Origin of the sequence: Novosphingobium sp. LASN5T (assembly GCF_003856955.1) — a bacterium.
GTDB lineage: Bacteria > Pseudomonadota > Alphaproteobacteria > Sphingomonadales > Sphingomonadaceae > Novosphingobium.
Map to the genome: position 1 here is coordinate 1 of NZ_RQSI01000012.1, position 23,195 is coordinate 23,195.

19 protein-coding genes are annotated in these 23,195 nt (G+C 64.7%); 9 read left to right on the top strand and 10 right to left on the bottom strand.

The window, feature by feature from the left end; all coding sequences use genetic code 11:
• Positions 1 to 204: 204 nt before the first annotated feature.
• Positions 205 to 666, bottom strand: coding sequence for a transcriptional regulator (locus tag EH199_RS09790; protein ID WP_124809080.1), 462 nt, complete (start codon positions 664 to 666; stop codon positions 205 to 207).
• Positions 667 to 1,016: 350 nt separating this feature from the next.
• Here EH199_RS09790 and EH199_RS09795 point away from each other — a divergent pair, with 350 nt between their 5' ends.
• Positions 1,017 to 1,229 carry a hypothetical protein gene (locus tag EH199_RS09795; protein ID WP_124809081.1) on the top strand — a complete coding sequence of 71 codons (213 nt, stop codon included), beginning with the start codon at positions 1,017 to 1,019 and terminating at the stop codon, positions 1,227 to 1,229.
• Positions 1,226 to 1,882: a lytic transglycosylase domain-containing protein gene (locus EH199_RS09800; RefSeq protein ID WP_073977371.1), complete on the top strand. Its 657-nt coding sequence runs from the start codon at positions 1,226 to 1,228 to the stop codon at positions 1,880 to 1,882. Before EH199_RS09795 ends, EH199_RS09800 begins: the two co-directional genes overlap by 4 nt.
• A gap of 87 nt (positions 1,883 to 1,969) precedes the next feature.
• On the opposite strand, the gene EH199_RS09805 is transcribed toward EH199_RS09800, so the two are convergent.
• Positions 1,970 to 3,241, bottom strand: coding sequence for a site-specific integrase (locus EH199_RS09805; protein WP_073977366.1), 1,272 nt, complete (start codon positions 3,239 to 3,241; stop codon positions 1,970 to 1,972).
• 520 nt (positions 3,242 to 3,761) lie between these two features.
• Between EH199_RS09805 and EH199_RS09810 the strand changes: the two genes are divergently transcribed.
• From EH199_RS09810 to EH199_RS09820, 3 genes are read left to right on the top strand one after another with little or no spacing between them, the layout of a single operon-like run.
• Positions 3,762 to 4,349: a TadE/TadG family type IV pilus assembly protein gene (locus EH199_RS09810; RefSeq protein WP_124809082.1), complete on the top strand. Its 588-nt coding sequence runs from the start codon at positions 3,762 to 3,764 to the stop codon at positions 4,347 to 4,349.
• On the top strand, positions 4,349 to 4,945 hold the full coding sequence (locus EH199_RS09815; RefSeq protein ID WP_124809083.1) for a TadE/TadG family type IV pilus assembly protein: 597 nt from the start codon (positions 4,349 to 4,351) through the stop codon (positions 4,943 to 4,945). Before EH199_RS09810 ends, EH199_RS09815 begins: the two co-directional genes overlap by 1 nt.
• Before the next feature lie 14 nt (positions 4,946 to 4,959).
• Entirely contained in the window at positions 4,960 to 6,543 is a 1,584-nt protein-coding gene (locus EH199_RS09820; RefSeq protein ID WP_190287205.1) for a TadE/TadG family type IV pilus assembly protein, read from the top strand.
• A gap of 74 nt (positions 6,544 to 6,617) precedes the next feature.
• Here EH199_RS09820 and EH199_RS09825 read toward each other — a convergent pair whose 3' ends face one another.
• The 4 genes from EH199_RS09825 to EH199_RS09840 all read right to left on the bottom strand — a co-directional run bounded on the left by EH199_RS09825 (position 6,618) and on the right by EH199_RS09840 (position 12,909).
• Positions 6,618 to 8,027: a DUF1254 domain-containing protein gene (locus tag EH199_RS09825; RefSeq protein ID WP_124809085.1), complete on the bottom strand. Its 1,410-nt coding sequence runs from the start codon at positions 8,025 to 8,027 to the stop codon at positions 6,618 to 6,620.
• A 22-nt stretch (positions 8,028 to 8,049) separates the two neighbouring features.
• Positions 8,050 to 10,014: an alkyl/aryl-sulfatase gene (locus EH199_RS09830; RefSeq protein WP_124809086.1), complete on the bottom strand. Its 1,965-nt coding sequence runs from the start codon at positions 10,012 to 10,014 to the stop codon at positions 8,050 to 8,052.
• Between the two features lie 116 nt (positions 10,015 to 10,130).
• Positions 10,131 to 10,436, bottom strand: coding sequence for a hypothetical protein (locus tag EH199_RS09835; protein ID WP_124809087.1), 306 nt, complete (start codon positions 10,434 to 10,436; stop codon positions 10,131 to 10,133).
• Positions 10,437 to 10,599: 163 nt separating this feature from the next.
• Entirely contained in the window at positions 10,600 to 12,909 is a 2,310-nt protein-coding gene (locus EH199_RS09840; RefSeq protein ID WP_124809088.1) for a TonB-dependent receptor, read from the bottom strand.
• Between the two features lie 207 nt (positions 12,910 to 13,116).
• Between EH199_RS09840 and EH199_RS09845 the strand changes: the two genes are divergently transcribed.
• Entirely contained in the window at positions 13,117 to 14,094 is a 978-nt protein-coding gene (locus EH199_RS09845) for a LacI family DNA-binding transcriptional regulator (protein WP_223806593.1), read from the top strand.
• Between the two features lies 1 nt (position 14,095).
• Here EH199_RS09845 and EH199_RS09850 read toward each other — a convergent pair whose 3' ends face one another.
• The gene (locus tag EH199_RS09850) at positions 14,096 to 15,412 is read right to left on the bottom strand and encodes a sugar MFS transporter (protein ID WP_223806594.1); all 1,317 of its coding nucleotides are present in this window, start codon (positions 15,410 to 15,412) and stop codon (positions 14,096 to 14,098) included.
• A 146-nt stretch (positions 15,413 to 15,558) separates the two neighbouring features.
• On the opposite strand from EH199_RS09850, the gene EH199_RS09855 reads away from it, so the two are divergent.
• Positions 15,559 to 17,754 (top strand): glycoside hydrolase family 65 protein, encoded by a 2,196-nt coding sequence (locus tag EH199_RS09855; RefSeq protein ID WP_190287206.1) that lies wholly within the window; start codon positions 15,559 to 15,561, stop codon positions 17,752 to 17,754.
• Positions 17,751 to 18,392: a beta-phosphoglucomutase gene (pgmB, locus tag EH199_RS09860; protein ID WP_124809090.1), complete on the top strand. Its 642-nt coding sequence runs from the start codon at positions 17,751 to 17,753 to the stop codon at positions 18,390 to 18,392. The genes EH199_RS09855 and pgmB overlap by 4 nt, the downstream gene beginning before the upstream one ends.
• Positions 18,393 to 18,396: 4 nt before the next feature.
• Here pgmB and EH199_RS09865 read toward each other — a convergent pair whose 3' ends face one another.
• The 3 genes from EH199_RS09865 to EH199_RS09875 all read right to left on the bottom strand — a co-directional run bounded on the left by EH199_RS09865 (position 18,397) and on the right by EH199_RS09875 (position 21,204).
• Entirely contained in the window at positions 18,397 to 19,317 is a 921-nt protein-coding gene (locus EH199_RS09865; protein ID WP_190287207.1) for an AEC family transporter, read from the bottom strand.
• A gap of 100 nt (positions 19,318 to 19,417) precedes the next feature.
• Entirely contained in the window at positions 19,418 to 19,885 is a 468-nt protein-coding gene (locus tag EH199_RS09870) for a GreA/GreB family elongation factor (RefSeq protein WP_124809092.1), read from the bottom strand.
• Positions 19,882 to 21,204: an Hsp70 family protein gene (locus tag EH199_RS09875; RefSeq protein WP_124809093.1), complete on the bottom strand. Its 1,323-nt coding sequence runs from the start codon at positions 21,202 to 21,204 to the stop codon at positions 19,882 to 19,884. Before EH199_RS09875 ends, EH199_RS09870 begins: the two co-directional genes overlap by 4 nt.
• 216 nt (positions 21,205 to 21,420) lie before the next feature.
• Between EH199_RS09875 and EH199_RS09880 the strand changes: the two genes are divergently transcribed.
• Complete coding sequence (locus EH199_RS09880; protein WP_124809094.1) at positions 21,421 to 23,166, top strand: amidohydrolase; 1,746 nt, start codon at positions 21,421 to 21,423, stop codon at positions 23,164 to 23,166.
• Positions 23,167 to 23,195: the final 29 nt, after the last annotated feature.

Below are 23,195 nucleotides of genomic sequence, written 5' to 3' on the forward strand. Positions count from 1 at the left end.
CTCAAAAGGTCCATGTCGATCACTCCTCGTTCCCCCGACCTGTCAGCCAGGGGGAAGGTCAAAACATGGGTCACTTCTCAGTGGAAATTTACGCCCCTCCCGGGTCAACTCTCAGCAGAAATCAACAGTGTGCGCTTCATCCAGTGTTGCATTCGGCATTGTTGATCTCATTCGCTTGGGTTCGGTCCCCTCCGAACTCTCAGGCTACCGTGACAGTGGCATCGTGATGTCTCGGCCCACGAAATCATCGATGTGCTTGGCAAGCATTCGTGCCACAAGCTGTGAGGTGCCGTTGGCCCACCGAGGCCGCAGATCCTCAATCCGCCGTCCGAGGGTCCGCTGAAGATGGACTGGGAGGCTAGTGAAGAACTCTTCGAGAAATTCGCCCATCTCGCCATGCATCCACTCGCAGGCGAGATCTTCCTGCCCGGCGAGTGCGAGGATCATGGATGCGCGGGGATGGGCTCCACAGGCGGAGAGCACACGTGCTGCTTCGTCGAGCCCGATAGGCCGCTCGCCGCGCGCAAGGCGAAGCAGGGTCTCGCGATGCATGCCGCATTCATTGGCAATCCGGTGGCGAGGTTTGCCAGCGGCTTCGATCGCATGGGCGAGCACGCGTGCCAGGCTTTCATTGGCCGGTCTGGCGGCGGCGGTTGGATGGTGCATGGTTGTCTCCTAGGTTCTGCACTGGTGCGACTCGCAGGCATAACGCGAAGCATCCCATGTAGGAAAACGAAAAGAACATAAACGGAACATCTCGTTTAGAGGCGAATCAGTTCCTTTATCCGAGTCGTCGCCAAATCCCGCCTCCCGGGACGGCGTTCACCGACACAAAATGACTGATGGTACGCCTTTATCGTCGATTTTATGCGTTGAACGGGAAAAGATGCGTCCGCATCCTTCCACCTCCAGGCGGTATTGCCGCTGAACACTTTCCTACGACCATTTCCTAGATGCATGTGGAACACACAGCGAACGCAAGAACGCTGTGACCACCCCTCCAACCGGAGCTTCACATGCAGTCTCTCACACTCCCCAGGCGCGCCAGCGTCAAGGGTCTCGGCAAGACCCTCAACATTGCCATCCCGGTCGCAATCGCGGCGCTTGCGGCGAGCGCCGCCTATGCCGGCGCTGACACGACCTTCACCCCTGCCCTCACGAAGTTCACCTACGTCATATGTTCTTTATATGTTCTCACTCGATTCGGCTATACAAGGATCGAGAAATGACAATGAAAGCTATCTTGATCGCAGGCATCGCGATCACCTCTGCTATCCCCGCCAGAGCCCAGGATTTGCCTGCGCCAGCCACAATCGAAGTGCCCGCCAGCCACACCGAAGGGTTTCGGATTGCTGAAACATCGAACGGCTTCCAGCTGGTCGAACATGGGCTCTGGCGATCTGCCCAAGACGACCCGGCACTTGTTATGACTGGGCCGCAAAATGCTCGGGTCAACCTGCCCTACAGATACGAGCCAAAGGCCCAACCTGGCCCATCCGGCTTCAGGCGAGCAAGCTACCTGCCCCACATCTATGCGGCGGAAGCGAAGTATTCACTGCCCGCAGGCCTGCTCGATGCACTCGTTTGGACGGAATCTCGCTACAACCCTTTGGCCGTCAGTCCGGCAGGCGCCGCGGGGCTTGGGCAGCTGATGCCCGCAACGGCAAAGGACCTCGGGGTCTTCAATCGCTTCGATCCAATGGCTAACATTTTCGGCACTGCGCGGTATCTGCGGCAGATGCTCGACAAGTTCGGCGTGGTTCACCTCGCGGTGGCTGCCTACAATGCTGGTCCAGGGGCGGTCGAACGCGCAGGCGGCATTCCCCGCAATGGCGAGACGCCTGGATATGTCCGCGAAGTCCTTCGCCATTGGCGCTTCTAGAGATCGGCTCGAAATGGCTGGAGCAAGGTCCATAGTCCTGCGTTTTCTGGCTGGGTGTTTTTTTAGCGGATTCAATCCCCTCTGAGATTAACCGTCTTTGGCCTCGGCTGGGTACTTGGCTGCGATCTGCATTACCTCCTTACCCCACAACGCCAGCGCCTCGCGTTTCTCGTTGGTATACTGGTGACGGTGATAGACCCCAGCGACGCCAGCCATAGCTGATCCTGACTGGTGATTGAGGACCGCCTCAGAAACGACCAAGGGTATGCCAAGACGCTGGAGACCGGTTGCCACCGTCCGTCGAATATCATGCATTGTGAAGTGACCGGCCTCATAACCGAGCTTCTCGTCCACGCTTGCCCTGATCCGCTTCCACGCCTTCGATAGTCCGCTGACGCTGTTCGTATTGGTGACCTTCGATGCTAACAGGATCTGGGATTGCTTGTGGGCCTCGTCGGGGTCGATGCCAGCCGCCATGAATATCTCGGTGATGACTGCCAGGGCTTGCGCGGATAGCGGCACCACATTCGCCTTGCCGTTTTTCGCTCGGTCGCCCGGAACTGTCCAGACTTTCGCCTTGAAATCAAACTCGTCGCACGCTGCATCGAGCACCTCGCCCCGGCGCTGAGCCGTAAGGACAAGCATCTGCACAAGATGACCGAATGGATAGCCATCCTCGACGGCAGACTGCCATAGTGCCGCTAGCTCGCGGTCGCTCAGTACACGATCTCGAGGTTCATTCCGCTTCGGGCGCCACGCATCCCGGCAGGGGTTGGCTGGCATATGCTCGAGTCTGGTGAGCGCCCACGTGTAGAAGGTCGAAAGATGGCGATACACGATGCGCGCCATCGTCAGGGTTTCCTTGCCCCGCTCGAACGCAATCTTCTCAACGAAGCGGCTCACGTCACTTCGGGTAATGGAGTCCGCGAGCCGGTCTCCAATCTCCGGCTCAATGTACTTTCGGAAGACCCGATCGAACTCCCTCGCGCTCCGTTTTTTGCCCTCGATCTGCTGAGCAAGGTACGTCTCGTAGAGCTCCGCGACTGTCCCGACGCCTTTTGATCCCTTCCTTTTTGCGCCCGCTTTTCTGGCGATGCTCTTGCCCTGCTCGACATCAACAAGCAGATCGCGCGCCTTCTTGCGGGCGTGGGCCAGGGTGAAACCCGGACCATGGCGTCCGATCGTCACATTCAACCACTTGCCCTGAACCCGCTTGCGCAGAATGTACGTCTTGATACCACTGGCACCCATGCGGAGCCTAAGGCCGGGGACGATACCATCGGCGAGCTCAATCTGACCCGCAGCCGGCGCCTTCAGTCCTGCGATCTTAGCGTCCGTCAAACCTACTTTGTTCGCCATATATACCCGCTACCTTAGGTAGCTTTTTGTAGTGGATACTGGCGAACATTTCAAGAACAATGCGGACTCTGAATCGCAGAATTCCGCCATTTTCGGACACATGCGGACATGCTAGGACCCTCTGATCATGGCTCTTAATCAGCGGGTCCTAGGTTCGAGCCCTAGTGCGTCCACCATCTTCCGCTCTTTAACCGACGGACCGCAGCGGTTTTCCCGCGCGTCCCGCCCCGGCACCAGTTGGTACGCCAACGTTAACGGCCCGCAGAGCATGGTTTCGAACCACCCTTCCTCCGCAGCGGCCAGAACGAAATCTCAACACGCATTTGCCGAAACATGATTTTCCGCTCCACCGCAGGGCACGGCGCGGCCGGATCGGCATGGCAGCCTAGCATCCGGCAGGCATTATCCGCGCCATGCCCCTCCCCTCCGAAACGGCCCTTATTCGCCGCCCGCAAGTTTACCACGCCTTAAGGCTGACCCTCTAATGTGAGCCTGCATTACTGGGCTCGGAGAATGGGGAATGGTCCGCGGTTGGACAATCGGACGGTGGCGTGGCGCGTTTCGCGCGGCGGTTCTGCGCGATGTGCGCGGGGCAACCGCGCTGGAGTTCGCGCTGGTGGCGCCCGTCCTGATCGCGATGATCGTCGCCATCTTCGAGATCGCGGTGATGTATTTCGCGCAGCAGGGCCTGGAAACCGCCACCGAAACATCCGCCCGCCTCATCCTGACCGGGCAGGCGCAGCAGAACTTCACCGGGGTCAAGGACGCGCAGGGCAACGTCACCAAGACGCCGCAGCAGCAGTTCAAGGAGGCCGCCTGCGCTTCCCTGCCCACGTTCCTGCAGTGCAGCCGGCTCTATGTCGACGTGACCAACGTCACCAATTTCTCCTCGGCCAACACCGCGTTGCCAACCTTCACCTACGATTCCAACGGCAACATCACCAATACCTTCGCCTATACCCCGGGGACGCAGGGCGCGGTGGTGGTGGTGCGGCTGATCTACAACTGGCCCACGCTGGCCGGCCCGCTGGGCTTCGACCTGTCCAACCGCCCCGGTTCGCAGCGCATGCTGCTGGCAACCTCGGTCATGAAGACGGAGGGTTACTGATGCGCCCGATGCCGCTTTTGCGCCGCCTGCACGCTTCGGTACGCCGCCTTGCCCGCGATGCGCGCGGCGTGGCGCTGGTGGAATTCGCCATCTGCCTGCCGGTGCTGATCCTGCTGTATCTGGGCGCCTACGTGATCAGCGACGCGATCACCTGCAACCGCAAGGTCACGCGGTCCGCCCGCGCGGTGACCGATCTCGTCTCGCGCTATGGCGCCGTGTCCTCGGCCGACCTGCAGACGATCATGGGATCGAGCGCGATGGTGCTCAGCCCGTATGACAACGGCATCGCCCAGATCCGCGTGAGCGAGGTGCAGGTCGTCGATGCCAACACCGCCAAGGTGGTGTGGAGCAAATCGACCACCAACTGGACACCGCTGACGGTGGGCAATTCGGTTACGCTGACCACCAACCTGGTGCCCCAGGCGATGCTGCCCGACAAGACGGTGACACCGAACAAGCCCGGCGCCTATTTCCTGATGGGCGAGGTTTCGTATCCCTACACGCCGCAATTCGGCCTGGGATTCATCTCAACGATCACCATGAACGATCGGATTTTCATGCTTCCGCGCCTGTCCGATCAGATTCCCCTCCAGTGATGAGGCTGCCCCCCATGCGACTGTTCCATTCGCTGCGCGAAACCGCGCGCCGGCTGCGCGATGACAGCCAGGGCAACGTGCTCATCATGATGGCCGCGCTGCTGATCCCGATGCTGTTCGCCGTGGGCATGGGCATCGACTATGGCCGTGCGCAAACGCAGCAGACGCGCATGAACGCGGCGGCGGACGCGGCGGCGCTGGCCGGAACCAACGCCACGCTGATGCAGCAATCGACCGATACCGCGCTGGCGGCCGCCCGCCAGATCTTCATTTCGCAGGTCAGCGGGCTGCAGGACATCCAGTTCAACGCCTCCACCGATCTCACCGTCAGCCTGGTCGATACCGGCGCGCTCAACAGCGGCCGCACGATCGTGGTGAGCTACACCGCGAAATCGGTGAACCTGTTCGGCGGCATCCTGGGCTATGCCACGCTGCCCATCGCCGGGTCCTCGACCGCCAACGCGGCGCAGGCCCCGCACATCAACTTCTTCCTGACGATGGACAAATCGCCATCGATGCTGCTGCCCTCGACCTCGAGCGGCCTTACCTCCATCCGCACTGCCACCGGCTGCGCCTTCGCGTGCCACGCGCAGGACCCGCGTGCCGACGGCATCAACATCAAGACATCCAACAGCCGTGACGTATTCCTGGACGGGAATTACTATAATTCGGGCAATACCGGGTACAAGACCTGGTATCAGATCGACAGTTCCAAGAACCTGTACGATCAAAACGGCACCAAGATCGGAACATCCGTTTCGGTAGCCAGCAACAGGTTCTCGTTTACGTACAAGAATCTCAGCAACCAGTCGAAATCCATCACCGGGTTTTATGCCGACGGTTACTGGCTGACGCACAACTATACCACGCTCTATCCCACCGCATCCCCCATCCCGCTGCGCATCGGCGCCGAGACGCTGGCGGCACAGGACCTCATTCCCTTCGCGCAGAACATGGCGACGAAGAACAACGTTACCTACAAGATGCAGGTATTCAGCTTCGACTGGACGCATCCGGGCTATTCGACACCGGTCACCACCCACACCTCGATGACGGACGTCCAGAACATGACGACGTCCAACATCCCCGATCTCGATAGCACGACCGACTTCTGGTACGCCAACGGCAAGCCGACATCGTCGACCAACATCAACGACAAGGCGACCGAGTTCAACAATATGCTTACCGCAATGAACTCGACGATGCCCAATCCGGGCGACGGGACCACGACTGCCAAACCGCAGGAAGTGCTGTTCATCATTACCGACGGCGTGACCGACGAGCAGATCGGATCAAGCCGCTGGAACCGTGAGCTGACGACCGCGCACTTCACCAACTGCACCGCCATCAAGAACCGCGGCATCAAGATCGCAATCCTCTACACGGAATACCTGCCCGATGCGCTGACAGGGGATTCCTGGTCGCAATCCAATGTCGCCCCCTATCTGACCAACGTGCTGCCGGCGCTCCAGAAGTGCGCCTCCGCAGCGCGCGACGGAACGCCGCTGGTCTATACGGTATCGACCGACCAGAGCATTTCCGACGCGCTGACCGCGCTGTTCGCGCTGACCATCCAGAGCGCGCACCTGGTGAAATAATCCGACCGATCGGAGCCGGCGTTCGCCGCTGTGACAAGCAGCGATCGCCGGCGCAATCGGGCCGGCGTCGCTCCTCAGGGCAACCGTTCCACCACCGGCATCGGCCAATCGCCGGACAGCGCTTCGGGCTTCGGGCTGTAGAGCCGCAGGTTCATGTCGAACGGCCCGCGCGGCACCGGCAGCCAGTTGGAGCGCTTGTCCGCCCCAGGATCATCCGCCTGGAGATAGAGGTCGAGCGAGCCGTCGGTGTTGAAGGACAGCTTGTCGCGATCGCCGATGGCATAGCGGTCGATCGCGTTCGGATCGGTATAGCTTTCCTTGTTGTACGCCGTCAGCGACCAGAACGCGCGGACCGGCGGCAACTGGCCGGCCTTGAAATGCACGACATAGCGGTTAGCCCCGTCCAGCGGCTTGCCATCCTTGTCGGCCGCTGCGCGTGGGTAGATGGCATCGACGGGGTGGTTGGCACCCAGGCCGGTCAGGGCCACCGCCGCGCGCTGGTCGTAATCGACGCCATAGGAGCCGATCGAGGTCGTCATCGTGCGCCAGCCATCGCGCTGCCGTCCGGCCTGTCCGACATAGCGGAGCAGATTGGCCGGCCCTTGCGCCTTGGCCTGGGTCAGGGCCTGCTGCACGGACGGCACAAGACCAGCGAAGCGGAACCCCTGCCCGGCCCGCAGGCCCACCATGCCCAGCCGCGCCAACTGGGGCTGGTCGTTAAAGTGCGGCGGATTGTCCACCATCAGCCGCATCGCCGTTTCGTAGAATTCCGCCGCGCTCATCGCGTTGACGATGGCCACGGGCGATTTGTCCGCCGGAACGGGCACATCAGCCGCGCGCGCAGGTCCCTTCGCGCCGGGGTTGAGCGGGGCCAGCGCGAACGCCTGCTGGATACGGTGCACGAAGGGATAGTCGGCAGGGCCGTTCGTCTGCACCCGGCCGATGATCCAGACATAGCGCGTGGGGGAATCGATCCGCTCCACGCCCTTGGGCAACGCGCCCTTCCAGCCGGGCGCGACTACGGCAAACCGGCCGCCTTCCGGTGCCAGCGTCTCGCTGCCCGGCACCGCGAAGGTATCGGTCCACATGTCGTAGAGCGGTAGCATGTAGTACCGCCCCTGCGTGTTCCCGATCGTCAGCAGGATCGGGCCATCCGCCAGATCCAGCCAGGCGCTCGAATAAAGCGTATCGAAATTGGGCCGCACCACCGCGCGGAAATCGCCCGGCGGGAACGCCTGGTTATGATGGAACGTGTTGACCGGTGCGCCCATGCCGGTCGCGCCCTTCTGCGTCGCCTGCCGCCGCGTCACGTCCATCACCACCAGCGGGTAAAGGTAGCTGTAGGCTTCCCGGGCGATCTCAGCCTCGCGGGCCGGCGCAGCGGTAGCGGCCGGCGCGGCCTGTGCAAGCACGGCGGCGGAGGGAAGCGCGAAGGCCAGCGCGGCGGCACATGCTCCAACGGCACTCTTTCTGCGAACAGTCATCATCCTTCTCCTTCCGGTGCCGTCATGGCGTGACGATCGCGAACGGCGGCGTCGGTTTGTCTATCCAGCTCACCAATTGCGCGAACGCGGCCATTTGCCCTTCGATCCTGGCTTCGCCCGAGGCGATCTTGGGCGCGAGCGGCTGGCCGCGGAGCAGCGCCGCGACGAGATCGGCGTACTTGATCGTCAGCGTTGCATCGGGCGTACCGACCACGCCCGGCCGGTGGACCAGCACGCCGTTGGCGACCGTGACCGTCACTTGCGCATTCCGGTCGGGGAACACGAACGCCAGACGCAGCTTCGCATCGCCGGCCTTCTCGGCCGCAAAGCGGACCGAGAGCACATCGAACAACTGGTCCGGCGTCAGCGAGCCGGCGATTCCGGGCGAGATGGCGGATGCGGCCGGAGGCTGCGCCCCGCGCAATTCGCTCGCGCCCGTCAGGTACATGTTGCGCCACAGCGAGTTCTCGCTCTGCCACGCGAGTTGCTGATAGCAGCGCGCCAGCAAATCGCGCGCGGCGGTGTCACCGGCATCGGCAAAGACCGCGCGGTTGAGCAGTTCCGCTGCCCAGGCATAGTCACCCTTGTCATAGGCCGCCTGCGCCAGCTGCCGCACCCGCGCCGCGCCGCCCAGCGCCTCGACATAACGGCGGCCGCCTTCCTCGGGCGGCAACGGAGCGAGATGCACCGGGTTGCCATCGTACCAGCCCATGTAGAATTGATAGACCGCGCGCGCGTTGAAGCTGAGCGAACCGTAGTAGGGCCGGTCGTACCATTCCTGCTGCAACGCCTTCGGCAGCGTCAGCTTCGCGGCGATCTCATCGCCCGTCAGGCCTTGATTCATCAGCCGTACGGTCTGGTCGTGCAGGTACGCATAGGCATCGCGGTGCTTACCGAGAAAGTCGGTGATTTCCGCCGCCCCGAAGCGCGGCCAGCCGTGGCTGGTAATCATCACGTCGGCACCGGCGAAGAAATCGATCGCCTCTGTCAGCCCCTGCGCCCACGCCTTGGCGTTGCGCACCACCGCACCGCGCGGGGTCAGGATGTTGTGCTGGGTGACATTGGCGTTTTCGGCAAGATCGGCCACTTTCCAGTCCGGGAAGCCGATGTTCATTTCGGCCGGGGCTTCCGTGCCCGGCGTCACCTGAAAGCGCAGCTTCACCCCGTCGAGCACGATCTCCGTGCCGGTTTTCGCGATTTCGCGATTGGGCGGAACAAGCCCCTGCGTGCCGGGTGCCACGGCCATGCCGATCCCCGAACCCATGTTGCCGGTGGGTCCCTTGGGCAGCGTCAGCCCGAACTGATAGATCGCGCGGCGCGCCATGGCCGGGCCGGCGATCACGTTTTCACCCACCGCCGCGTCGGTGAAGCCTTGCGGCGCCAGGATCGGCACGTCTGGCACCGCGAAAGGCAGAATGCCACCCGCGCCGCCGAAGTGGTCGATATGCGAATGGGTATAGATGATCGCGCTGACTGGCCGCTTGCCAAGTTGTTCGGTCACGAGATCATAGGCCGCGCGGGCTGTTTCGTCCGCCGTCAGCGGATCGATCACGATCCAGCCCTTGTCGCCCTTCACGAAGGTCACGTTGGCGATATCGAACCCGCGCACCTGCCAGATGCGGTCGGAAACCTTGAACAGCCCAGCGCGCGAAAGCACCTGTGCATGGCGCCACAGGCTGGGGTTGACCGTATCCGGCGCCGGGGCTTCGACGAAGCTGAAGGTATTGAGATCCCACACCACACGCCCGTCGGCGGCGCGGATCAGCGGGTCCTTGCGCGTCGCCACGAAACCGCGCGCGGCGAAGTCGTAATCACGCCGGTCCTGAAACGGCGCGGCGGCGCGCGCGGCCTCATTGACCGCCCTTGTCGTCGCGCTGGGCGGATCGGCAGCCCGGGCGGCGGCCGTCTGGGCGAATGCCGCCGAACCACCCGAACAGCACCCCGCCGCCAGCACCACGGCCAGCCCTTTCAGCATCCTGCGCCCCATACTCTCCACCTGCGTCTTGTTATCGCATGTCGAGCCTAGAGCACAGGTTATGGCAATGAAAGCGCCAATTGTTTCCGCACCCGATAGGGGCATCATCAATGGGCTGTCGGACGCCCTTACTGGATCGCGGCGAGTTCGCTTTGCGTCTTGGCCAGCATTTCGTCGGTGATCTTGCCGCTGGAATAGGGCTGCAGCGCCTTGAGGCTGATTGCCTTGAACATCTCGTATTCCGGCCGCGCGGTCAGGCCGGGGAAATTCCGCTCGATCACGGCCTTGCCCTGCTCGTTGGCCACGATGTCCTGAATCGGCGTATCGATCGTGAACTTCGCCGCGGTCGTCGCCGCAACCGCACCCGTATCGGCGGCATTTGCCGCAACCGGCGCCACCAGCGCCAGAATCATAGCCAACGCAACCTGCTTCATCGCAAACTTCCTTGCTTCGAATGCGCCCCCTGCGGGGCATAACCGGGCGGCGGCTGGCTGGCTATCCGCATCTCCGTCAAAAACACGCCGCAAAAGAAACGGGGCCGGAACCGAGGGAGGTTCCAGCCCCGAGAGGGGAGGGAATTGATGGCCAGGGTTTACGTCAGAAATCGTAACCCAGGCTGAACAGCACCGAACGCCCCAGGATCGGGCGGCCATTCGGCGTCGCCGGATTGCGCGGATCGCCTTCCGTCAGGCCATGGCTGTTGTTGAGGTTGTCCGCCCGCACCGAGAAGAACAGGCCGGAATCGAGCTTCGCCTGCGCGCCGAGATCCAGCTTGGTGTACGCCGGCAGGCGCGAGGAGTTGGCCAGATCGCTCCAGCGCGCCCCGATGAACGACGCCGCGCCGAACAGGCTGACCTTCACCGCGCCGACGGTCACGTCATAGCTGGGCGAAAGGCGGACCTGGTACTTCGGCTGGCGGAGCACTTCGTTGCCCACCTGTCCGGGGGTCGACGAAGCGGTGACCTTGGCGTTCTGCAAGGTCGCGAGGGTTGCGAACCCGAAGGCGCCGAGGCGCAGGTTGCCGTCCAGTTCGAGGCCATAGGCCCGCGTCTTGAACTGCGAATTCGCCACCACCGAACCGACGGTGGAGTCGAAATTGTTGTTCTTGTTATAGAAAACCGTGGCGTAGAGCGACAGGAGCTGGCTGGAATACTTCACCCCGCCTTCCAGCTGGCTGACACCGAACACGTTCGGATTGCCGTTCCGCAGATCATCGAAGTTCGGGTAGCGATAGCCCTTGGAATAGCGCAGGAACACGCCAAGGTGCGGGTCGAACGCATAGTTGGCCGCCGCCGAATAGGCGAACTTCTTCGCGGTGACGTGGTTGCGCTGGTTCACCGTGCCGTCCGGATAGCCGTAGGTTCCGGAGTCGTTGGAATCGATCACGTAATCGAGCGCCAGCCACTGGTGCCGCACGCCCAGATCGATCCGCAGCTTGTCCGTCACCTGCACGCTGTCGGCCAGGTAGATGGCGTTGACCTGCGCATCGCCCGACGAGCGGATGCCATAGTGGAAACAGCTCGATCCCGATCCCGCGCTGGCCAGCATCCCGCAGGTGATGCCGCTTTGCAGCAGATCGCCGTTCTGCACGTTCTGGACCGGCACGGCGTTGCCCAGCGTCCAGAAATCATCGGCAGACCAGTCCGCGCGATAGTAACCCGCGGTGAAGTTGTTGATGCCGGAATGGAAATTGACGCTGAGATCGTTGGTGAACGATTCGATCTTCTTCTCGACCACCCAGTGCCCGTAGTTCTGGATCCAGTCGTTGGCGTTCAGCGTCGCGCCGCCGGCCGTCTTGATCGTGCCCAGGCCCGGGTTGGCCGCCTGCAGGGCGCTGACGCGGATAGGCGAGCCGTCCGGCACGAAGCCGAGCGTATCGGCATTGCCGTTGGTGTAGGACAGGTTGTCGCGCACCGACCAGCCGCCGCCCAGATCGAACTTCAGGTTCAGGCCCGAAAGGCTGCCCTTCCAGCCGCGACCGCGCGCGAAGTCATAGGTCTTCGTCTCGTTCGGCCCGACCTGCAAGGTGGCATAGCGCGTGGCGTTGCCGAGCTGCGAGAACGTGCCCAGATCGTTGCCGGTGTTGAGCGCCATCGGCAGGTACCACTGGCCGTGATCGTCCGTCACGCGGGTCCAGATGCTGATTTCGCCGTTGTCGAACTTCTTGGTCAGCTGCGCGCTGATCTGGCGCCCCTTCTCCGACTTGAACTGCGCATCGCGGATGCCCGGCGATTGCTGCACATAGCCGCCGATCATGTAATAGAGATCGTGGCCCAGCGGACCGGAAATGACCGCATCGGCCCGCGCCGAGCCGTAGTCCGTGGCCGAAAGCTTGACCCGGCCCTCGGTGGTTTCGCCGCCCTTCTTCAGGTTGAAATTGAGCGTAACGCCGACTTCGCCGTTGGAGAACACCGCGTTCGGTCCGCCGTGCGCGGCTTCGGTGGAGGCGATCGTCTCGTCGGTGCGGAAGATCGAGCTGTTGTCCATGAACGACAGCGATTCCGTGCCGTAAATCGGCGCGCCATTGAGCGACATCGTCACCCACGGCGCATCGCTGCCGCCCGGCAGACCGCGCACGTCGATGTTCGCACCGGCCACGCCGCTGGAGCTTTCGGCCCAGACGCCGGGAACGAGCGTGAAGACTTCGGCCGTGCTCTTGGGCGAAATGCGTTCGAGCGCGGCTTCGTTGATGGTGGTAATGGCGTAGGAAGCATCCTGCTTGCGCACGCCCGCGCCGCCGGGGGTACCGATCACGACGATGGCGTTGGCATCGTCAACGGTTTCGGAAGCGGCCGCGTCCTGCGGGGCTGCGGCGTCCTGGGCCTGCACGGCATTCGCCGCGAGCGCCAGCGCGATCGCGCCTGCCGCCACACCGGAACGCACCATGCCATTCATGGAAAGTCTCATGCACCTCTCTCCCTTGATCATCGCCTTTGCGGCGAGTGCATGACAGCCCTTTAACGAGTCATGAAATGCATTTCAAGGGCAAGTTGCAGCTGTTCATTTTTAACCGGAACCCTGCAATAACGCGCGCGCAACACAAAAGGGCGGGAGCAACGGGTGGCGGACGAAGCGGGTATCCGGAAAAAACGGTCACGATCGATGGGGGTCAGCATGGCAGACATCGCCCGCATCGCGAACGTATCGAAGCCCACCGTCTCGCGCGTGCTTAGCGGCAGTCCTCTGGTGACCCAGGCCACGCGCGATCACGTGCTCGAGGTGGCCCGCGCGCACGGCTATGCGGTGAACCGCAACGCGCAGAAACTGCGGCAGACCCGCACCGACACGATCAGCGTGGTGCTCGACTTCGGCTCGCACCGGGGCGGCCGAATCGCCGACCCGTTCATCTTCGAACTGCTGGCCGGCGTTGCCGAAGCGCTGGCCGTCCGGAAGCTCGATCTTCTGCTTTCCCCGCCCGCGGCGCAGGACGAACGCGCCTATCAGGACCAAGTCAACGCACGCGTGGTCGACGGCTTCATTTTCCTGGGCCAGGGCGAACGCGATCCGATGCTGCGCGATCTGGCCAAGCTGGGCGTGCCGTTCGTGGTGTGGGGCGCGGTCGATCCGACCGAGCCCTATTGCGCCGTGGGCAGCGATAATCGCCTGGGCGGACGGCTGGCGGGCGAATACTTCCTGCGGTCGGGGCGCAAGGACTGGCTGTTCATCGGCGATACCAACCATGCCGAAATCGCGATGCGCCACGATGGGCTGAGCGAGGCGACGCACGGCAAATCCGCGTCCATCCGGGTGCTGCGCACGGGCGACATGTCGTACACCTCCACGCTCAACGATACCGCCGCCTACCTCGCCACGCATCCCGCGCCCGATGCCGTCTTCGCCTTTTCCGACACCGCGGCCATGGCGGTGATCGCCGCATTCAAGGAACGGGGATTGCGCGCGCCGGAGGATTTCGCGCTGGTCGGGTACAACAACATTCCGCCGGCGGCAGCCTTCACCCCGGCGATCACCACGGTGGAGCAGGAAACCCACATCGCCGGCGCGATTCTGGTCGAAAAGCTGATGCAGAAGATCGAAGGCGGCCGCGCCGCGTCCACCGTGCTGCCCACGCGCCTGATCGTGCGCGAGACCTAGGTCAGTCGACAGACACCCCTTCCTCGGCCAGCCTCTTCAGCACGATCACGCCGGCTGCGAGCAGCGCGATCGGCACCAGCAGGCTGTACAGAACGCGGGCGTCCGGAATAGCGGAGAACAGCTCGGCGACAATCCGCGATCCGGTGGTACCGCCCAGCGCAGAGAACACCACGATCAGGCCGATCAATCCCGGCTGCCGCGCCTTGGGCACGCTGCTCAGGATCACCGAGTTGAGCGTGGGATAGATCGGCGCCATGAAGAACCCGATCGCGGGCAATAATAGCGCCGGAAGCGGGATATCGCGCCATGACGTGACCAGCGCATGGGCATCCGTCCCCACCATACCTGGCACCGCCAGCAGGATCGCCGCCATGCCCGTCAGGCAACCGAGCATGAGCGGAAACCATCCTACTCGCGTCACCAGCAGGCCCGCAACGAGCCGCCCCAGCGCGATCGACATGGCGAAAGCCGACGCCGCCTGCACCGCGATCTGGCCATCGAGCCCCAGCACGCGGTGGTTGATCGTGGGTAGCCACGTCCCCACGCCCTGCTCGATGAGCACGTAGAGAAAGATCGCGGCGATGAAGACCTGCGTCAGCCGCAGCCGCAACAAGGCGAGCATGGCCGGAAACGCGCGCGGCGCGGCGGCATCGCCTTCCGGCTTCGCCACCAGCCCCCGCTCATCGATGCTTACGAAAGCAGCAGCCAGGGCTGCGACCAGGCACAGGCCGGCAAGAAGCCAGTAGGTATTCAGCCACGAAGGCGACGACGGATCCGTGGGATCGATGAAAGCCGCGAAAATCCAGGAGCTGGAGACGACCGCGGCCATGAAGCCGGATTCGATGATCCCCAGCAAGCGCGCATGGCCGGATGCCGATCCGGTCAGCAGGCCGACCGACGAATAGACCGCCACTTTCATGAGCGCGAAGCCAAGCCCGGTGGCGAAGAACATCAGCCGCATCGCCCAGAAGGAATCGCCCAGCGGCACCGCCACGCATCCCAGCCCGGCGATGAGCAGCGCGGCAACCATCGAACGCCGGATGCCAAAGCGCGGCAAGTGCGATGCCAGCGTGAACGAGGCCACGGCGATGGTGATATCCTTGAACGCTTCCAGCGTGCTGGCCGCGCGGTTGTCGACATGGAAATAGCCCGTCGACTGGAGAATCGCCGTTCCCACGCTGTTCAGGAGAATCGCGAACGTGGCGTAGCCGAGGCACAGCGCGAAGGTCACGAACCAGCCCGCCCGGGCTGCGGCGGCACCGCCGGCATTCCCCGCGGTTTCTTCCGGTTTCTGCGCACTGATTCCCGCAAATGCCACGCCTGCCTCTCCCTTATTGCGCATCATGCCGTCATGCGGCTTGAACGGAAGCTAGCATTTCGGTAATGAAATGCATATCATTAATGTGTTTCGGACCGTGTTCCGGCGCTTTCGTAGGCGCCTCAGGCACCCATGGGAGAGATGGAATGCACCCTGCCGACGGGGCTCGCGCAGACTTTTCGCAGGCCCGGATGATTCGCGACGGCTGGACCCTGGCCGCCCCGCTGGATCTGGGGCCGCAGGTTCCGGCGATCTTCGCGATCGGCAATGGCTTCATCGGCATTCGCGCCGAAACCGGCACGGACGATCTGCCGCGCGTCTATCTCAACGGCGTCTATGACCGGGTACCGATCGACTACCACGAGGGCGCGCATGGCTTGCCGCGCGGTGGCGACGTGCGCCTTTCCGTTGCCGACGGAACGAAGATCGCGATCGGCATCGACGGCACGCCGATCGCAATCGACGCGCCGCTCGAACTCGACATGAAGCGGGGCGTGCTGCGCCAGACGGTGCGGCACGGCGATGCGACGATCACGCTCACCCGTTTCGCCAGCATGGCGGAGCAGGCGCTGGCGGGCTGCGTCGTGGATGTCGTCGCCGGCGAGCGTGCCATTGATCTGACGATCAGCGGCGGGATCGAGGCCCCCCGGCTGGCCACGCCGCCGGCGGATATCGACGATCCGCGGATCACGCAGGCGATGGCCGACCCCTGGCACGAAGTGGCCGTGCCCGCCGATCCCCTCCCCTGCCGCGCCGACCGGCTCGAACGGAGCGGCTTCACCGTGGCCGTGGCCCGCAGCGCGCCGGTGCAGGTCCGCATCCCGGCGGGCGAGGCACAGCGCATCCCGGTGCTGACCGCCTATGTCGCCGAAAGCGATGCACCCGCCGACGAACTGGCGGCGCGCGCCCGCACGCTGGTCGGCACGGCCACAGCCGTCGGCGCCGACGCCCTGCTGGCGGAACAGGAGCAAGCCTGGAGCACAATCTGGGCTGGAACCCGCTTCGCCCTGGCCGATCCGGTGGCCGAAGGCGCGCTGCGGCATGGGCTGTTCCAGATCGCCCAGGCGGTCCGCCGCGACGGGCACGGCTCCATCGCCGCCAAGGGCCAGACCGGCGAAGGCTATGAAGGGCACATCTTCTGGGATGCGGAAACCTATGCCCTGCCCTTCCTGATCCATACCCAGCCCGCCATGGCGCGCGCGGCGCTGGCCTGGCGCGTGGCGGGGCTGGACGCCGCGCGCCAGAACGCGCGCGATCTGGGGCACGAAACGGGCGCGGTGCTGCCCTGGCGCACCATCGGCGGACGCGAATGTTCGTCCTATTTCCTCGCCGGATCGGCGCAGTACCACATCAACGCCGATGTCGCGCACGCGCTGCGGCTCTACGTGGAATCCACCGGCGACCTCTCGATCCTGCGCGAGGGCGGGGCGGAGCTGCTGGCCGAAACCGCGCGCATCTGGCTGGCGACAGGTTGGCACGATCCGGCGCGCGGTGATGCCTTCGTGATCAACCGCGTGACCGGTCCGGACGAATACACCGCGCTGGTCGACAACAATCTCTACACCAACCTGATGGCGGCCGAGCACATGCGCTATGCCGCCTCGCTCGAACAGCGCCACGGCATCGATCCGGGGCTTTCCCCGGCGGAGCGGCAGGCCATGCTGCGCGCCGCCGACACGATCTTTCTGCCCTTCGACGAAGCCCGGCAGGTCTTCGCGCAGGATGACGCGTTTTTCGGCAAGCAGCCATGGCCGATCAGCGACACGCCAACAGACAAGTTCCCGCTGCTGCTGCACTACCATCCGCTGCACATCTACCGCCATTGCGTGTGCAAGCAGGCGGACGCGGTGCTCGCCGTCGCGACGCTGCCCCACCGCTTCGCGCCGGATATGCGCAAGCGGATGCTGGATGTGTATGAGGCGCTCACCGTCCATGATTCCACGCTCTCCGCCAGCAGCTTCGCGGCGGCAGCGGCGCTGGCCGGCGAAACCGAACGCGCCGCGCGGTACTGGACCGACACGGTGCTGACCGACCTGCTCAACCTCCACGCCAATACCGCGCACGGGCTGCACATGGCCGCGCTGGGCGGTGGCTGGAACGCGCTGGCCTTCGGCTTCGCCGGGCTATCGACGCTCGACGGAGCGCTGGCGTTCTCCCCCCGCGCGCATCCCGTCGCCGGCGATTACGAACTCGGCGTGCGGTTCCACGGCCGCGCGGTTACGCTCACGGTCGCGAACGGCAAGGCCCGCTATGCGATCGAAGGCGAACCGCTGACCTTGTCCCATTGGGGCGAGACGGTGACCGTTGGCGCCACGCCGGTCACGCTGGATCTGCCGGCATGAGCGCGATCAAGGGCCTCGCCTTCGACCTGGACGGCGTGATCGCCGACAGCGCCACCCTGCACTTCGCGGCCTGGAAGCGGCTGGCGGACGAACTCGGCATCCCGTTCACCGCCGAGGACAACGAAGCGCTGAAGGGCGTCGACCGGATCAATTCGCTGCGGCACATCCTGAAGCTGGGGCAGCGCGCGTTGCCGGACGACGAGATAGAGCGCCTGGCCGCGCGCAAGAACGGCTTCTACGTCGATGCGATCTCCACGCTGACGGCGGACGCCCTGTTGCCCGGCGCGACCGCGCTGCTCGATGAAGCGGCCACGCGTGGATTGCGCATCGGCCTCGCTTCCGCCAGCCGCAATGCTCCCGCCCTGCTGGAACGGCTGGGCGTGGCCGAGGCGTTCGAGTTCATCGCGGATCCCGCCGATCACCTGCCCAAGCCGGCGCCGGACCTGTTCCTGGCCTGTGCCCGGGCCTTCGACTTGCCGCCGCAAGCGATGATCGGCTTCGAGGATGCCCCGGCCGGGATCGAGGCGATCCGCGCGGCCGGCTTCCGCGCGATCGGCATCGGCGAAACACCCCTGCCCCGCGCCGACGTGCAGTTCGCGACGCTGGCCGACATCGACCTCGCCGCCCTGCTCGCCTGACCGTTCACACGGGCGGGAACAGCGCGAACACCACCGGCGTTGCCGCCACCGAAAGAAGCGTGGTGATCGCCGACGCCTGCGCCGGCCCCATCGGGTCCACGCCATTGGACCGCGCCAGCAGCGTGGGCACCGCCCCCGTCGGCAGGGCGGATAGCAACACCGCCGCGCTGGTCCACACCGGCGGCAATCCGCATAGATGCGCCGCCAGCGCGGTCAGCGCCGGTTGCAGCACCATCTTGCCGGACACCACCATCCAGACCGCCAGCGATCCCGCGATCCGCGCACCCGCCATCGCCGCACCGACCGAGATCAGCGCGCAAGGCGTCGCCGCGCCGCCCAGCAGCGACAGCATATCGTGCAATGGCACCGGCATCGGCAGGCGCAGCAGGGACCAGCCGATCCCCAACACCGCCGAGACGACCAGCGGATTGCGGAACGTCACGCCCGCCAGCTTGGTCGAAAGCCCAGCCCTGCCGTCCTGCGATGGCAGCAGCACCAGCGCGGCCGCCACCACCGTCAGCAGAAGTATCATGCTGGCCAGCATCGCGGCGGAAATTCCGATCTGCCCCAGCAAGGCCCCGGCCAGAGGCAGGCCGAGAAACGCGGTGTTGGCATAGGACGCGCTCAACGCCCCGACGATCGCGCCCGACCGGTCGTGCGGGGACAGGCGCCGCAGCACCATCAGCGAAAGGGCGAAGGCCAGCATTGCCGCGCCCCCGAAGGCCAGCAGGAACCCCGGTTCGAACACCGCGTGCCAATCGGTATCCGCCCCCACCTTGAACAGCAGCGCGGGAAAAAACAGGTACATGACCGCCGTGTTGATCGCGGAAAGGCCCTCGACGCCCGGACGAGCCACTTTCCCGAAACCGAAGCCGAGAGCGACCAGTCCCAGGATCGGCAGACACGCGAACAGACTTTGCAGCACGGGAAACTCTCGGCAATCGGGAACGGCCGCGGACGCGTGGGCCATGCGGCGCGGTTAGCCAAGCGCAAAATGATGCCAGCGATTGCCTTTCCGCAGGAGATCAAGCAGCCGGAACGCGGATCTCCTGAATTTCGATCGCATCGGCCTCGCCGCCGAAGTCCGCGAAATCGCCTTCCTCCGCGCCCATCATCGCGCGGCTGAGCGGCGCGGAAAACGAGACAAGCCCATCTGCCGGGGCGGCCTCGTCATCGCCGACGATGGTGATCGTCTTCGCCTTGCCCCGCAGCGCGAAAGTCACGGTACAACCGAACTCCACCGTGGCGCCACCGGGCTGCGGCGCCAGTTGCGCGGTCGCCTGACGGGTGCTCCAGTACCGCAGTTCCCGCCGCACCTTCTTCACCTCCGCCTCGTCCGTCAGCGGCAGCAGCGCCGCCTCCAGCTCGGCCACCTTGCCGGCGATCAGCGCCAGGCCCCGCGCGGTGACGAGATTGGGACCGGGCGGGATCGGGATCTCGAATGTCGGTTCGAGATGCTCGTCATCGCTTTCCCTGCGAAATGCCACGCTCATGCCGGTTCCTCGTCCTTCACCGTCCAGATCGACAGATCGGGCTCCTGCCCGATCAGCGCAAGCCCGTGCGCGATCGAGGTCAGCTCCTCGCCGCTATCGATGCGCCCCGCATCGAACCGTTCGGTGAACAGGCGGCGCACGGCGGGAATGAGCGAGGAACCGCCGGTGAGGAACACATGGTCGATGTCCTGCGGCGCCAGCCCGGCGCTGGCGAGGGCCGCATCCACGGTTTCGCCGATCCGGGCCAGATCGGGCGCGATCCATTGCTCGAAATCCGCGCGGCTAACGTCGGCCTGCACTTTCAGGGCCGGGCTGTCGAACCGGAAGGTCGCCTGCTCCTCGCTCGACAACGCGCGCTTGAGCCGGCCGACCGCATCGTACAACGGATAGCCCAGCTCGTTTTCCACCACCGCGATCATCCGCCCGATCGCCTGCGGATCGCTGGCAGCGCGGCGCAGGCGCTCCAGTTCCTCCAGCGTCCGCCGGTTGCGCATCAGCGCCAAGCGCGACCAGTCGCCGAAATCGGTGAAGTGCCCGGCCGGGATTTCCAGCACCTTGTCGAACGAGCGATAGGTGCCGCCCTTGCCCAGCATCGGCAGCACAAGATGGTCCATGATGCGGTAGTCGAACCGGTCCCCGGCGATGCCGATACCGGCCGATCCCAGTGGCACGCACCGCTGCGCCGCGCCCGGCGCTTCCACCCGCACGATGGAAAAGTCGCTGGTGCCGCCGCCGAAGTCCGCCACGAGCAGCGTCGCGGGTTGGGTGAGACGCGCGGCAAAGCTGAAGGCGGCGCCCATCGGCTCGTACACGTAGTGTACCTCGCGCCCCAGCAGCGCGAACATCGCGTCGTACCGGGCGCGCGCCAGTGCGGGATCGGGTCGTGCCCCGACATAGCGCACCGGGCGGCCGACGATGATCCGTTCCGGCAGATCGTGCAGCGCGCCGGCGGAACGGGCGCGCAGGTGTTCCAGGAACACCTTGCCGAGATCCTCGAACCGCAGGCGCTTTTCGAAGATCGTGGCGTGTTCGAACAGGGCGTTGGCGGCAACGGACTTGAACGACTGGATGAAGCGGCTGCCATCGGGCATGTCGAGAAATTCGGCGATGGCCCACGGCCCGGCCTCGTGCGCCAGCCCGCCGCGCATGGCGCTATCTTCCCAGAAGCACAGGGCCGAACGGAAAACCGCGCTGGTCCCGTCGGGCGCGTCGAAGCGGACGAGCCCCGCCTCCCCAGCGCCGGCCGTCGTGGCGATGACCGAATTCGTGGTGCCGAAGTCGATGCCGACAGCGCGCGCGGTGGGCGTGCCAGTGGCCATGGAGGATTCCTTTGCAACGGGGTCGGGAAGCGGCCGGCGCCTATGGCAACGCCTGCCTATAATGGCAACCATTCGTTCGCGGGCAAACGGGAATGCGCGGACGGCAAACAAAGGTGGACGGGTGGATTGAACGGGGCGCGGATGCTGATAGCATTCCGGACAGTTGTTCAGTTTTTTGGTGTTCAGTTTCTGAGCGCGAGACGGGGGCATAGGGAAATGACGCATTTGACAAGGCAGCGGTTGCGCCTGCTCGGCACGGCTTTGGCGATCACCGCGGCATGGGCTGCGCCGGCCCTGGCAAAGGAGAAGGTCGATCTCCTGCTGCGCCACGGCCATGTGCTTACCGTCGACCCCTCGTTCTCGGTCCGCTCGGCGGTGGCCGTCCGCGATGGCCGCATCGTCGCCGTGGGGGGCGAGGAACTGGCGGATCGCTACACGGCCGATCGCACGATCGACCTGGCCGGCCGCACGCTGATGCCCGGCTTCACCGACACGCACCTGCACCCCAAGCCGATGGCGCCGAACGACATTGCCGTCCAGAGCGCGCACAGCGTGGCCGAAGTGCAGGACATGCTGCGCAAGAAGGCGGCGCAACTCGGCCCCGGCAAATGGATCACCGGCTATGGCTGGCAGGAATCGAACCTTGCCGAAAAGCGCAACCTGACGCGCGCCGACCTTGACGCGGCCACGCCGGACAACCCGGTGATGCTGGTGCGCGCCGGCGCGCATTCGGCGGTCAGCAATTCCGCCGCACTCAAGATTGCCAAGATCGATCGCACCACGCCCGATCCCAAGAGCGGTCTGATCGAGCACGACGCGGCCGGCGAACCCAACGGGATCATCCGCGAACGCTTCGATCTGGTCAGCGCATTCATCCCCACGCCCAGCTGGGAATCGATGCGCCCGGCCTATATCGGCTGGCTCAAGAACATCCTCTCGCTCGGCATCACCAGCTTTCATGACGCCAGCGGCACGATCGACGACGAACCCGTCGGCAAGGGCGGCGCGGCCGGCACCGATCCCGGCGCCTCGTGGGCCGGCGCCAACATGACGTTCCGCCGCGCGCGCGAAATCTATGCCGAAATGGGCGACCAACTGCCGCGTATTACGATGTACATCATCTACCCCGGCGCGGAGCGGCTGAAGGCGTTTCCCTATCACACCGGCTATGGCGACGAGCACGTCCGGCTCGGCGCAATCGGGGAGAACGCGGTGGACGGCGGCTTCACCGGGCCGACCGCCTGGCTGCTCGCCGACTACAAGGGCCAGCCCGGCTTCCGTGGCAAGGGGCGCTATACCGACGCGGAATTGCAGGAGATGGTGGATACTTCTGCCCGCCTCGGCTGGCAGATGGGCCTGCACTGCATCGGCGATGCTGCCATCGTCCAGACCATCCAGGCCTATGACAAAGCGCTGAACGCCATTCCCGATCCGGCGCACCCGATGGCCGACCGCCGCTGGTTCACCGACCATTTCACGATCATGCCGCCCGACGCGACGATGGCCACGATGAAGCGCGACAGCATCATGATCGCGCAGCAGCCGAACTTCCTCTACAATCTGGAGGACCGCTACATGCAGGTGCTCGACGACTGGCGGCTGGCGCACAACAACCCGCTGACCACGCCGGTAAAGAAGTTCGGCCTGTTCATGGCGTTCGGCAGCGACAACCTTCCGGTCAACCCGTTCGTGGGCCTTTACGCCGCGATCACCCGCAAGGGGCCGAGCGGGCAGGTTCACGGTGCGGACGAGGCGATCCCGCGCGAGGACGCGATCCGCATGTACACCGCGAATGGCGCCTACCTTTCGTGGGAGGAGAAGACCAAGGGCACGATCGAGCCGGGCAAGCTGGCCGACCTGATCGTGCTGCCGTTCGATCCGCTGACGGCCAGCCCCGAGACAATCCTGGCGGGGCAGGTTGACATGACGTTCCTGGGCGGCAAGCTCGTGTTCCAGCGCTGACCGGCGCATCCCCCGCCCTGACCCTCCCG